Source organism: Dokdonia ponticola, assembly GCF_042653865.1.
Lineage (GTDB): Bacteria > Bacteroidota > Bacteroidia > Flavobacteriales > Flavobacteriaceae > Dokdonia > Dokdonia ponticola.
In genome coordinates, this window is the sequence record NZ_JBHSFV010000004.1 from 150991 (window position 1) to 165322 (window position 14332).

The 14332-nt window shown below is 38.0% G+C and carries 7 protein-coding genes; all 7 read right to left on the bottom strand.

Going from position 1 to position 14332, the window contains the following annotated elements; all coding sequences use genetic code 11:
- Window positions 1–44: 44 nt before the first annotated feature.
- A complete protein-coding gene (locus ACFO3O_RS08725) occupies window positions 45–467 on the bottom strand; it encodes a VanZ family protein (protein ID WP_379978215.1) in 423 nt (140 codons plus the stop codon).
- Window positions 445–825 (bottom strand): glycine cleavage system protein GcvH, encoded by a 381-nt coding sequence (gcvH, locus tag ACFO3O_RS08730; RefSeq protein ID WP_379978216.1) that lies wholly within the window; start codon window positions 823–825, stop codon window positions 445–447. The genes ACFO3O_RS08725 and gcvH overlap by 23 nt, the downstream gene beginning before the upstream one ends.
- A 69-nt stretch (window positions 826–894) precedes the next feature.
- The gene (gene sov / locus ACFO3O_RS08735) at window positions 895–8349 is read right to left on the bottom strand and encodes a T9SS outer membrane translocon Sov/SprA (protein WP_379978334.1); all 7455 of its coding nucleotides are present in this window, start codon (window positions 8347–8349) and stop codon (window positions 895–897) included.
- Between the two features lie 55 nt (window positions 8350–8404).
- Window positions 8405–8986: a Holliday junction branch migration protein RuvA gene (gene ruvA, locus ACFO3O_RS08740; RefSeq protein WP_379978217.1), complete on the bottom strand. Its 582-nt coding sequence runs from the start codon at window positions 8984–8986 to the stop codon at window positions 8405–8407.
- 119 nt (window positions 8987–9105) lie between these two features.
- Window positions 9106–11388: an NADP-dependent malic enzyme gene (locus ACFO3O_RS08745; protein WP_379978218.1), complete on the bottom strand. Its 2283-nt coding sequence runs from the start codon at window positions 11386–11388 to the stop codon at window positions 9106–9108.
- Window positions 11389–11452: 64 nt separating this feature from the next.
- Window positions 11453–12400: a carbohydrate kinase family protein gene (locus ACFO3O_RS08750; protein ID WP_379978219.1), complete on the bottom strand. Its 948-nt coding sequence runs from the start codon at window positions 12398–12400 to the stop codon at window positions 11453–11455.
- Between the two features lie 46 nt (window positions 12401–12446).
- The gene (locus tag ACFO3O_RS08755) at window positions 12447–14330 is read right to left on the bottom strand and encodes a trehalase family glycosidase (protein ID WP_379978220.1); all 1884 of its coding nucleotides are present in this window, start codon (window positions 14328–14330) and stop codon (window positions 12447–12449) included.
- Between the last annotated feature and the right edge of the window lie 2 nt (window positions 14331–14332).

The window sequence follows — 14332 nt, forward strand, 5'->3', positions numbered from 1 at the left end:
GTATTAAAGAAGCTAAAATAACGAAATATAATCCTAAAATAAAACTAAAAGTTTGATTTTAGCATCTTGGATTTGTTAACATACACTAGACAAGCTATTAATGCAAGAACACTTCCTGCTGTATTTGCCAAAATATCCCATGTATCAGGGGTTCTATAGGATGTAAGTGTTCCTTGCAAAACTTCCATCAAAACACCATACAGTACAGCCATAAAGCAAATTCCTATAACTATCTGCCATAGCTTTTTTGAAGAGGTGGTTTTCGTTTTGCTAGACCGCTTAAAAAGCACCCAAAAAATCCATAAGGCTGTTAAACCAAAATAAGCTCCTGCATGCAGGAGCTTATCTATATTTGACATAGGATCATCAATAATATGTATTGGACGCATTAAGGATCCTGCTGTAAGTGCTATTGTGTAAAAAACAGCAATTATAAATATAATTTTATGCTCCGATTTCAGATGCATACTGCTCTGAGTCTAATAGATCAGCTATTTCAGAGGTGTCTGCTATCTTCAATTTGATCATCCAGCCTTCACCATAAGGATCTTTATTTACCAATTCTGGATCATCCTCTAGTGCTTCATTAAAAGCTATGATCTCACCTGTTAATGGAAGAAAAAGATCGGATACCGTTTTTACGGCTTCCACAGTTCCAAATACCTCATCTTTATCAAGAGACTCATCTACTGTTTCTACTTCTACATATACAATATCTCCCAGTTCTCCTTGGGCAAAATGTGTGATCCCTACAGTGGCTATATCTCCTTCAATACTTACCCACTCATGGTCTTTTGTGTACTTTAATTCTGCTGGTATGCTCATTAGTTTGTTATTAGGTTTATGTAATTTATGCTTTCGCGAAAGCGAACCAAAAACGCTTCCTACTATTTTCTAGTTTCCAAAATTATATCGCAATGTAAATCCTGATCTAATTGTTGTCTGAGGAAATGCTGTTGATATTGCAAATGTAGAGAATGTATGATCATAAAAGAATAGTGCCGTTAAATTTTTACTCAACGCATAATCTACCGTAAACTGCAGCCCATAAATATCTTGCCCTGCTGTTGTCTGACTGTTGTCTATATCAAGATATCTAATGATGGTTTCATTACGTCGTAAGGAAAGATCTGCTTTGAAATTTAAGTCACTTTTTAGCACTTTTCTTCTGCCTCCAAAATTAGTGACAAAAGTTAAATCTTTAATACGGTATCCTAATCCTAGTACATATTCATCACCTTTTATTTCGGTAAGGATATTGTTATCAAAACTCAACCCTAAGGCTCTATCTCGCTTTACTTCTGCTAAGATTTTAATAGAATTCTTCATTTCAAAATCCAAACGAAGTAAGGGGGTAAATTGCTCAGTAAGAGTTACACTTCCATACAAGGTAGGATTTAAAAAGTTTCCTGCCTGATCTATTTGAGCTGTTTCTGGATTTGAATCTGTATCTCTATTAAATGCAAGGTTGGTATTAAACTGATTAATAGTATAACCAGAAGTATACCCGTGCTGCATAGAGAATCTCTTAAATCGATCCTTAAACCATTTAAGACGCATTAACCCTGTGTACTTAAGATTCCAGTTAGGTAGTGGAATATCTCTAAAAGGACCTGTTTTGGTTTTGGAAACATCACGACCCGTATATGCAGCTAAAAAGGCAGGTAATAATACGGATTGGTTGGTACGCCCAAATCCTTCAGGAAATCCATTTTCATCTCTTTCAAATTCTGATGTCCCATAAAATTTGGTCGCTAAGCGATCTGCTACTTCAATACGATTTGCTCTAAATGTGTTAAACGTTTCTGAGAAATCTGACGTGTTCTTATTAAAAGCAGTTCCAATAAGAATCGTTGAAATATTAAAGTTTCCAAAATTGTTTCCCGTCAGGGATTCGTATTGCAATGTTTGTGAATCTACTCGGTAATTTTCAGCATAATTTTCTTGAAAAATACGATTGAAGTTAAGATCGATATCTAAGTCCTTCAACAATCCTATACGCGCTTGTATTCCTAAGTTTCTACTTTCAACCTCTCTATATTGTTGGTTAAATTGATCATATAAAGTCAACCATCCATTACGCGCTGCCAATTCCCTCACTTCTGCTTGACTTCCAAAAATAAAGCCTGGAGTAGGTCGTAAACTTCCTGAAAAACCTATAGAAGGTAAATATCCTGGCAAGAAAATACCGTTATCTTCTTGATAATTAATCTGCACTCTCTTTAAAGCTGTTAATAAGCCAATACCTGTGTTAAGAGCTTTGTCACCACCACTTAATGAGCTTGAATTTGAGTTTCTATTTGTAAGAGACCCTCCACCTTTTGAATCTTTTTCATCTTCTGGAGAAGGTAAATTCCCTAATCTATCTTTTGTACTCCTTCCTCCTTTTGTTTTCTTGGTAAGCCCTATGTATCTGTAAAGCTTATCCATTTCTAGTGTACTATTAATCGCATGTGTATTTCTGTTTTCTACAGAGTTTCCTAAATCCGGAATACCGTCTAAGGTTTGAAATTGTTGCGATCCTCTTTGCCAAGTATAACTAGCCGTATATGAGTAGGTGGTATTAGAAATCCATTCTAGGAATGGGAATTTATCAAAAGGAACGTCATAGTTTAACTGTAGTGTTCCAAAATGCGTATTGGGCTGACCAATATCAAAGAAACCATTATACACACCAAAGCCTTCTATTTCATCACCATTTTCATCTAAAAAGTCGGGATTACCATCATTATCCAAATAATTACGAACAATCCGATTATGGCTTGCGTCATAATTTACTCTGAGGCTATTCGTAATTGGGAAATTCACACTGTATTGCCAATCAAAGAGGTAATTTCGTTGAAAAAGCCTAGGAATACTGATATCATCTTCATTCCCCACAAGATCTCTAAATTTTTGCTCATTGTATTGTCTAACAATATTAGAACTTACAGATACATTAGACGGCAAATAATTAAAGTTGAAATCTTTTAGGAACTTCCAGTACTTTCCTGTAAAGAGAGAATCATTCTTCTTGAATGGCTCTAATGGTTTATTTTGAAAATCAAAATTATAAGTACCTCCTAATCGCACATTTTGGTCTCTTGATTGCTCAATCTCAAAATCTTTATGATCTATTTGGCTATAGGAGTATGAAAATGTTAAGTTTTCTACATCATAAGGCATTGGTTTTTTATCACCTGTCCGCTCTTTACGAACCCCAATAAAGTTAATACTTTTTCTCCTTGTATAATCTATAGCAGCTCCTTCTATATCATTTCGCTCTTCATCAGTTGCTGCATTATCTAATCGATCTTCTAGCTCTAAATCTAAAAATTGGGGATCAAATTTTGGGGTGATTATTTCTTCTCCAATGGCATAGTTAAATGGCAGTTGGATTCCCCATTTTTTAGGTAATAATTGTCCAACATTTACATTGGTCACTACATCATATTGAAAAACATCTTCTAGACTTCGCTCTGCAGGTCCTTGTTCTATACTTCCAAACCCTACAGTGCTTTGTCTACCTGTAGCAGAGACGGTAGCAAAATCAGCGATATTACCATCTGCATTTACTACAGCAGCCCATCCTCCTTCATTACTTAAATCTGACAGGCGTAATTCATTAAACCACACTTCACCACCGATCTCTCCTGGAGAGCATCCTACATCAATACTTGTTCTTGGGTTTCCGTTTTTAACTCCTAACAACATGGTTCTGATATCCCCAAAACTAGGAAGTCCTTTAACTCCTATACGTAATTCACCAGGCACATAACATGTCTGTTCAGGATTTAATATACGATCTCCATTTTGGTCAAAATAGGTAATCGCATCAGGATCATCTTCTACATCGCCTGCAATTAATTTTGCTTTGATTGTTTGCAGTAACTGCAAATCTAAATTCATTTCATTAACAGCAGGCCATATAGCCTCTCTATCTACTTGAGACACACCAAAAGGAGTAGGTTCTAATCCTAATTCTATTTGATAGAAGTTACTATTAAGGTCTGTACCCATACGTACAAAACCAACAATATTATCATTATTTAGACCATCACTCCCATCTTCAACCAAGGCTTCCGCATGCATAAACATACGCAAGTTTTTATACTGCCTCATGTCTAGGTTATAGAACTTATACACCCCTCTTGCATCTTGTTCTTCCAGATTGTTTACGCGAATTGAAAGCGATTGCTCGTTTTGACGAATATTATTGTTGTTATTATTTAATCGCTCTCTTTGTACTCCTGGCGGTAAGTTGTAAGGCACTGGAGAACGCGTTTCATTGGCTTCTATATTTACAGCTGCTACCTCAAATAAAGTGTTATCATTATCATTAGTAGGTTCATCTGGATCTAGCGTCAATAAATATCTTCTAAAATCTCCTCGCACTAAATCTAAGGTTCCAAATCGCAACACTACATCATTTTGCCAATCGCTCATATACATACGCATAAAACGTATCGCTCTAAAATCAGAAATTCCTCCAACCACACTTGTTGCCTGATTAATAGGAACTCTAAACTGTATCCAACGCGTAGGTAACGAAGATCCGTCTTGTGTTGTTACCGTAAGTTCACGGACATCTGTAACGAACTCATTGGTTTCTATATTAAGTGATCCTGGATTGATGTCTAATTCATACTCATAATACGCATCTATGGTGTTCATAGTATTATCGCGATTCACATCTTCTATATCTGGAAATGTAGTAGATCCCCTGTTTGTTTGTGTTACCTCAACGGGTGAATTTCCTTGCAAGTTATTAAAGCTTTTGTATCGCTCAATAACATTCCCTTGAGCATTCAAGAAATAATCATAATTATCTCCAGCAGGATCTGGAAGCCCCGCAAAACCAGGATACATATTTCCTTCTTCTGCATCATTTAACCCATCATACCCAATATCTTGATTATTACGAGCAACTCCATCTGTATCAAAAGCATACACTAATGATTGATTGGTGGGCACTTTTCCCCAGTTGGTTGACGTAGTTGCATCATCAAATCCCATTTCTGGAAACGCAACTTCAGGAAGTCCGTTTTCGTATTGTTTACGACCGTCTTTAAGAATATCTTCTGAAATACTTCCTAAGTTAATAGTTAATTTACCTCCTGGATTGGTCGTGTCATTATTGGCAAAAAACGGATCTAATAGCCAGAACTCAACAAACTCAACATTGGCTTGTTCAAAATCGGTAGAGGTAATCTGACGCATGATCCCTCCAAAATTTTGCTCTGGACTCGTTAATTGTCCATCTTGTGCATCTACACTAAAATTATAAGGTCCTCTTTCGTCTGGGAAATACGCTAAATCGAGTGTAAACAGTGCTTGAGGCTGCCCCGCAACGATATCTTGTTGTGGAAAAATTTCATCCCTAAAAACACGACGTGTTTCTGGCAGGGATAAGTCTGTCTCAGAAATCCCATCAGGTCGTTGTGAATTATAGAATACAGGATCAATCGTATACCATGCTAATTTTGCTCTTCTAAAACCTACCGAGAGATCATTATTAGGGAGTTCTCCCCCAAAACCAACAGGTGTAGATGATAAAAACCATTGCAAAGGACTACTAACATCAATAGACGTCTGAGAAGCCTCAAAATCTTCTATGTATGAAGTAGCTTCGCCATTAAAATCGGTTCCTTTGGGTTGCCCAGGTGATAAAAAGGCCGCTTCTCCTCGTATAGAGAAATTAGAAGGTGCATCAGTATCAATGTTGGGTAATTTATTCACGAGTCGTGTTAAGAAAGGAACTTCTGTAGAATAGCTCGCATTGATCCCCAATATGGTATTATTTATAGGCTCAAAGCTATAGGTTGCTTTTTGTGTTAATGGTCGTTCATTCAGATTTAAGAACGTACCTCCTATGATAAAATCATCGCTAAAACGATGCTCTATATTAAGCCCCGTAAAACGTTTATTTTGTTGTCCAAAAACAGCATTATTCTCTACGGAAGCAGAAATTGGAATTCCCGAAGCTTCTAAAGATTTATCTAAGATAATAACACGTCCTAATTGGTAGTTTACGGTATAATCCAACCCTTCCACCAATACTCTACCTCCCGCAGTAACTGTTACAGATCCTTGAGGGACATTAAAAGCACCTAGAGGAATTCCTTGCTCTTGCGTAGATTTATAACGACCTTTTAAAAAGAATTTATTTTTTTCTGCATTATCACGCGCTATGGTTTTTGTAGATTTATAAAGTGTTCGATACACATACTCCTGCTGATGCGGGTTAAACGTATTTAATTCGTTGTCTGAGTTCCCTATACCATCATCATACACCTCAGAATCATCTATTCGGAGTAAATTAAATAAATGCTCTCCAAAAGGCTCTACAGTAGTAAACACAATACTTCCATTTTGTACATGCACCGTTGTACCAGGAACAAAATCAAAGAAACCATCTCCCCCTACTTGCGGGTCTCCAAAAGTAGTTAATCGATCTAAGTTAAATATTTGTAATAGCGTATTTGAATCTAAAGGTCCTCGATCTGCATTACTTCCTGTTTCACCAGGATCAGTAACACCATTAAACAACCTAGGGGCAGCAGCTCCTGGTTCTGGTGTTATAAAGTTTAAAGGAGAAGGATCTGCGTACACAATATTCATACGAAAACCTTCTTGTTCTAATCCAAAAGCTCCTAAAGGATAGATATTTTTCATCATCAAATCCCAAACAGGCTCTTGTACATTGGTTAAATTACTCTTAAGCATTTTAACCACCAAGTTTTGTGGGCTTCCCACTTGACCTGCTGGAATTACACTATCTAGGATTCCGTTTCCATCGGCATCTTGTCCATTCAGAATACCATCACCATTTACATCGGCATCAGCATCATCTGCAATACCATCATTATCTTGATCAGGTCTCGTTACAGGACTATTTGCATCGGCGATATCTGGAATGCCATCGGCATCATCATCTGGACGACTTCCATTGGTTGCTTCTACCCCATCATTTGCAAATTCTCCCACCTGAAATACCTGACCTCCTACCGTGTATTGGAAAGCAACCCCAAGCACCTCATCATTGTTTAATCGCTGACTTAATGAGATATATCCTAATTGCGGATATAATGTATATTGATTAGGCTGCAGTTTACGTGCATTTTCTAACAATACGTAATCCACGCCGTCACTTACTTGCACTCCGCCAAATCCTTGTTGTACGGTAGCTACATCTCTAATTGCATTCGTAAGTACAGATTGCACCCCAGGATCTGTAATCCCTCGAGGGTTAAAATCATTATTTCTGTTATCTGGAAATGCAGATGCTGGATTATTAATAAATCCAGAAGGAGGGAAATCCAATCCTATATTGGTTGGATCTGCTTCTCCTATATCTTGAATCGCTACAATGTTACGCGCATCCTGTGTTAAATTTTGTCTATTGGTTATCCAAACTTCTAGACGTGTAATTTGGATGTTATTGTTTATAAATGGATAATTTCTTAACGACTCATCATAAATATCTCTAAAGTAATGCGCTAAGAAAAAGTGTCTGTTCTCGTCATAATCTAAAGCCGCCACTTCAAAGTCTTGAACGGTGGCTCCTCCTTCTGAGGTTACCGTACGAGGTTGTGATCTGTTTTCTGCAAACACGGCTGTAACGCTCGTTTTTCCAAACTGCAATTCTGTTTTTACTCCAAATAAACTCTGAGATCCTTGTATCAACGAACTGTTAAGAGGCATAGCCACATTACCTACTTCAATTTTTTGAATGATATCATCTTCAGTAGGGGTGTATTCTAATTTTATTTGATTTTGAAAATCAAAGGTGGATTCTGTGTCATAGTTTGCAGTTATTTGCAGGCGCTCTCCTACTTTCCCTAATAAACTTAAACTAATACGTTGATCAAAATCAAAGGTAAGATTGCTTCTATTACGTGGTGAAAAGGCTGGATTATCTTGTTTGGTGAATAAAACGCCTAAGTCCATCTCTACAGATCCTTGAGGTGTAAACTCTATCTTGTCTCCTCCAAAAATGGTTTCAAAGAGTCCCGACTTAACGTATAATGTAGGAATCAGACTTTTTTGAGCATCTTTCCCCTCTTCTGTACGTCCGTCTAATGCTGCTACTTTTTCATTGAAGTACTCTTTCATCTGCTCATTTCTGAGACGACGAAAATATTCTTCAGGAGTTAAAATAAGTGGGTAATTAATATCAAAAGATCCTAGTTGTTGTGTATACACATATCGATCTGTTTTGGGGTCATAGGTGTATTTTGAAACTATACTACCAGGGTTAGGCAGTGATAAATTCCCAAAAGAAAATGTGGTTTGTGTTGAATCCTGCGGTGTCGTTTGCTCTTCTTCTTGTGCTATTAACGAAAAAGTTCCTAGAAAGAACAAACTCATTAAAGCGAATAAAAACGTACGTGATTTTAAGTAATATTTTGTCCCCAAAATGGTTTTATAATTTTTTTAATGCTTCCTTTATAATAGTCTCTACACTTGCATCCGGCTTTTCTTTGAGAATTTGCATGCAAACTTTTTCAGATTGTTTTCTTGCAAAACCTAATGTTTCTAATGCTGATAACGCTTCTTCTTTCTGTGTATTGCTTTGAATGGCAGAATTGACATCTAAATCAAACACTTTTAAAATTTTATCTTTTAAATCTAAGATAACGCGCTGTGCTGTTTTTACACCTATACCTTTGATTCCCTGTATAGTAGCTACATCTCCAGAGGCAATCGCCTGTTTTATTTGATCTGGATGCAATGAAGATAGCATCGTTCTAGCCGTGCTAGATCCAATTCCAGAGACAGAGATTAATAATCTAAATATTTCACGCTCCATAAGATCCATAAAACCAAATAATGTATGGCTATCTTCTTTTACTTGGAGGTGTGTAAATATAGAGATAGATTCCTCTTTGGGAAGCGCAGAAAATGTGTGAAGAGAAATATTTATAAAATACCCCACACCATTGCAGTCTACGACCACATAGGTTGGGTTTTTTTCGACAAGCCTACCTCTTACATGAGTAATCATCTTCTTTCTAATGTTAAGCCCGTAAATGTAAGAAAATATCTTTACCGAGGTGTAATGATTAATTATTAATAGATTCTCTAAGTATACGCTTTCGCGAAAGCGTATAAAAAATCATACCATTACATACCGTGTTTTTCTTTCTTTTGAGCATCTATCACCGCAATAGCAGCCATACTCACTATTTCATCTACACTAGCACCTAGTTGCAAAACATGCACTGGTTTGCGCATTCCAAGCATAATGGGACCGATATTATCTGCTTTCTCTAACTCCTTAACCATTTTATAAGTAATGTTTGCGCTATCAATATTTGAAAACACTAACGTATTTACTTTTCTACCCGCTAGCTTTGAAAATGGAAATTTACTCTCAAGCATATCCTTATTTAGGGCAAAATCTGCTTGTACTTCCCCATCTACAATAAGGTCTGGATAATGCCTATGTAAATAGGCTACTGCCTCCCCGACTTTTGTTGCTTTTGCATTACTAGAGGAACCAAAATTTGCATAGCTCACCATGGCAACAACAGGTTCTAGCCCAAACATTTTTACCGCAGTCGCTGTCATTTGGGCGATTTTGGCAAGTTCTATGGCTGTTGGCTCTATGTTTATAGAAGTGTCTGCCAAAAATAAAGGACCACGGGAAGTAACCATAAGGTTACAAGCGGCTACTTTCTGTACTCCTTTTGCAGGCCCTATTACTTCCAACAAAGGTTTTACAACAGACGGATAACTCCTACTGTGACCAGAAAGCATTCCATCTGCGTCTCCCTCACTCACCATCATCGCAGCAAAATAATTGCGCTGCCTCATTAGTTTTTTGGCATCAAAAAGTGTAATTCCTTTACGCTTGCGAGATTTCCAATACAGCGCTGCATATTTATTTACCTGCGCAAGTTCTTCTTCAGATTTTGGATCTATGATCTCAACATCTGCATCAAAATCAATTTCTTCTTTCAACTCCTGAATCACTTCTCTATTTCCTAATAATACAGGAATTGCGATGCCTTCATCATGTACAATCTGTGCAGCTTTTAATACATCCAAATCATCTGACTCTGCAAAAACAATACGTTTTGGATCAAGGCGTGCTCTGTCTAATAGTAATCGAACAATTTTATTATCGGACCCGAGTCTGTCTAGTAATTCGCCTTCATACCGCTGCCAATCAGTGATTGGGCGTAAGGCAACCCCGCTATCCATAGCGGCTTGTGCTACGGCAGGTGGTATGGTGGTGATTAACCTTGGATCAAATGGCTTAGGAATGATATAATCTTTTCCAAAAGTGAGTCGCGTCTCTCCGTAGGCAATATTCACTTGCTCCGGAACAGGCTCTTTAGCTAATTGTGCTAATGCCTTTACAGCAGCCATTTTCATTTCTTCATTTATACTCGTGGCACGCACATCAAGAGCCCCTCTAAAGATAAAAGGAAATCCTAGCACATTATTCACTTGATTAGGGTGGTCTGAGCGCCCTGTAGCCATAATAATGTCTTCTCGAGATGCAATGGCCGTATTGTAATCTATTTCTGGTGTTGGATTTGCCATGGCAAAAACAATAGGCTTTTTATTCATAGATTGCAGCATGGCCGCATCAACGATATTCCCTACAGATAACCCTAGAAACACATCTGCATTTTTCATTGCTTCTGCTAGATTTTTATAATGCCTTTTTGTTGCAAATTTCACTTGCTCTGGGCTTAAATCTTTACGCTCTTTATGCAACACCCCTTCACTATCAAACATCACAACATTAGACAACTTTACGCCTAGTAACTGATAGAGGTTCATACAAGAAATGGCTGCGCTTCCGGCTCCAGACACCACTACATGTACGTCTTCTATTTTCTTTTCTGCAATTTCAAGAGCATTGAGTAATGCCGCTGCAGAGATGATCGCAGTCCCGTGTTGATCGTCGTGCATAACGGGAATATCTAACTCTTCTTTGAGTCTTCGTTCTATCTCAAAAGCTTCTGGCGCTGCAATATCTTCTAAGTTAATACCTCCAAAAGTGGGTGCTATATTTTTTACCGTTTCTACAAAGGCATCTACATCTTTGGTACCTACTTCAATATCAAATACATCTATGCCTGCAAATATTTTAAACAATAAACCTTTACCTTCCATAACAGGCTTAGACGCTTCTGCTCCTATATCGCCTAGCCCTAATACTGCCGTTCCGTTTGAAATCACAGCAACTAAGTTACCTTTTGCGGTGTATTTATATACATTTTCTACATCTTTTGCAATTTCTAAACAAGGTTCTGCAACCCCAGGCGAGTATGCTAGTGCCAAATCTCTTTGGGTCGCATATTTTTTTGTAGGAACCACTGCAATTTTACCAGGCTGCGGTTTTGCATGGTATACGAGTGCTTCGCGTCGTTTATTATTGTGCTTTTTCATAGTTGGTCATTGGCTTGCAAAAATAAGGAATTCTACCACCTTGTAAATGCATAATTAAGAGGAGTTAGGTTATTCTCAAGAGTTCTGAAAGGACATCCATATTTTGAGGGAGTCTTCCTACATTTTGTAATTTGATAGCTGCTAGTGTTAATGCAATTTTCAGGCATCGTTCCACTGGAAGTTCTTTTAAATGGGCAAACAAAAAACCGCTCCAAAAGGCGTCACCCGCTCCGGTAGCATCCATAATATTTTCTACTTTTTCAGCGGGAAGGGTAATGGGTGTTTTATGCTTTCGCGAAAGCGTAACTCCTTTACTCCCCAATGTCAAACATACAGTGCTTACATTAAGGTGGTCGTGAAAAAATGTAAAGATTTCTTCATGGGAAAGGCGCTGCTCAAAAAGACGTTCTATATCATCTTCACTGATTTTTACTAGCGGATCGTACTGGCAATATTTTTTTATAGTCTCCATCGCTTTTAATCGATCGGGCCATATACGGGAAGAATAATTGATATCAATACTCAAGGTAACTCCGAGGTCATGTGCCTCTGCTGCTTTAGCTAAAATCGTATTACGCGACGGATTCTTACTGAGCGCAAAAGCAGTGGTGTGAAAAATCTTTGTTTTCTCCAACACCTCTGTAGGGATCTGATTTTCAGTAATCATGGTATCTGCCTTCCTGAAAGGGATAAAATCTGGAGTGCCTGTGGTTTTAGACACAAAAATCACTGAGGTAGGATGTATCGCATCCTGACGCACATAAGTCGTTTTTACTTTATTCTCTTTTAACTTATCTAGCACGTAGGTACCAAAACCATCTTCTCCTATAGTGCTTGCGAGATATACATTGACTCCTAATCGAGCCATATTCATCGCCACATTTGTGGGAGATCCTCCCAGATAGCGGTGGTAGTCTTTAGTATCTTCTATAGAGACTTCCTCTTGATGCCCTATAAAATCAATGAGTGTTTCTCCCACACAAAACACCCCTATATTTTCTATGTTTTCCACGTATACTACTTGTGTTTACTATTCGTTAAGTGATAAGTCAAAGCTACTAAAACAATAGGTCTGGATCAATTAATAGATCTAGTTTATTTCTTAGGTCTGATGTTAAAAGTGACAATCCATATTGGTAGGAGGCATTCATCCATCCAAAACCGCTCGTGGTGATGTAATCAAACTCAGTTCCTACATTACCATACTCTGCATACACTTTGTGCGTGCAGGCGGCTACGTCATATTTTTCGGGAATAGTTCCATTATAATCGACAGCATTTTTGGTAATCATCCATAGCCATCTGTATATAAGTCCTTGCATTTCTTCTTCAAATCCATAGTTTTTAAGTCCGCGCCAAATCATCATTTGGTGTGGTGCCCAGCCATTAGGGTAATCCCATTGTCGTTGCACGGCTCCTTCTGGAACTTGGTCGTTCATTTTCCTAGAGCTTCCTGCAATTCCTCCTTTTTCTTTGAGTTCTTGCAATAAGGGGTGCAACATTTTCTTTGCATTGGTAGCATCGACAAGTCCTGCCCAAAGCGGCATATAATTGGAAGCACTTTCAAAATACGTTTGTTTGTTTGACTTAAAATTGTAGTCAAAATATTGTCTGCGTTCTTCATTCCACATCAGGGCATGCATACGCTGAGCTCTTTCTTGTGCTTTTGCAAACCAATATGCACCGTGACACTCTTCAAATTCCCCTTTGAAATACGTATCTATGAGGTAACCAAAATCAATTTCATACTTATATAACAAACTATTTAGATCTACTACATTAAGATCTGCACATACATTATCGAGGCGCCAAGAGGTGTCGTGACCGCTTTCGCGCAAGCTTCGATCATGGGTAAAATAGGTATCTAGTTTTGGGGCTTTGATTTCGCCAGATTGGTATTTTCTTATAAATTCTTTTTTTGTTTCTGAGTGCATTTTCGTACTTCGACTTTGCTCAGCATAAACTTCTGCGTCACTTTGCTCCTTGAAAGCGGATAACACCTCCTCAAAATGCCCTTCTTCGGTTTCTGGAGGGATGCCTATCCCTTGCGCATAATATCTATTTAAGCCGTTTTCTGTATGGCGTGGTGCTTGCATCCAAACGGTTTCATATTCTTGGATGGCAACTTTTAGTACATGTTCCAGCCATTCTTTTCCTACAGAAGGATCGGCTTCATAGACTTCACGAATAAACGAACTTAGAAAAGGAGGTTGCGTGCGTGTGAGGTAATACGATCGATTGGCATTTAGGATTTTGCCATAGTGGGTAATCTGATAACAAAAATTATCGACCATGGCTTTTGCTAAATCAATACGACCATCAAGGATTAAACCTATACCTTCAAAATAGCTATCCCAACCATACATTTCATTAAATCGACCGCCAGGCACGACAAAAGGGACGCCTTTTCCGTCTTGTAAGGCTAGAGCTAATACTCCTGGTTTTTCATTAATAGACTTCACATATTCCGGGGTGATTTCTTTTGGAAGAACGACGACATCAAGTTGAGGGAATTGTTGTTGCAAACCTTGGTAATAGCTAATGCCCTCTTGATCTGTTGCAGGGACATATAACCGTTGTGTGGTGTCTTCTGCTTTATCATCTCCAAGGCTTTTACGAAATCCTTCGGCATCTAATGTACGCGTCAAATCATTCCAGAAATAGTCTTTGATCATTCTGGAAATACGCGCTGTTGGGGCTTCTTCTATTTTGGACAACGGAATACTCGCTTCTGTTTTTCCTAATGCTTTTTCTAAAGCGAGTTCTTGTAGAAAATTGGAGAGGTGATAGGTTCCTTTTATCGTATAGAAATCTCCATTTTCTAATATAATTTTAAAGGCTTTAGAGCCTTTATCTTCTATGGTGATTTTTTTATCACCATCGGTATCTTCTTGTGTTAATAACTGCTGAAGTGTGTTTTCTATATTACCCTTGAAGTTCATAC

Coding starts and splice junctions, on each gene's coding strand:
- sov (WP_379978334.1), bottom strand. CDS start 8,349: ATGAGTTTGTTCTTTCTAGGAACTTTTTCGTTAATAGCACAAGAAGAA.
- ruvA (WP_379978217.1), bottom strand. CDS start 8,986: ATGATTACTCATGTAAGAGGTAGGCTTGTCGAAAAAAACCCAACCTAT.
- ACFO3O_RS08755 (WP_379978220.1), bottom strand. CDS start 14,330: ATGAACTTCAAGGGTAATATAGAAAACACACTTCAGCAGTTATTAACA.
- ACFO3O_RS08725 (WP_379978215.1), bottom strand. CDS start 467: ATGCATCTGAAATCGGAGCATAAAATTATATTTATAATTGCTGTTTTT.
- ACFO3O_RS08745 (WP_379978218.1), bottom strand. CDS start 11,388: ATGAAAAAGCACAATAATAAACGACGCGAAGCACTCGTATACCATGCA.
- gcvH (WP_379978216.1), bottom strand. CDS start 825: ATGAGCATACCAGCAGAATTAAAGTACACAAAAGACCATGAGTGGGTA.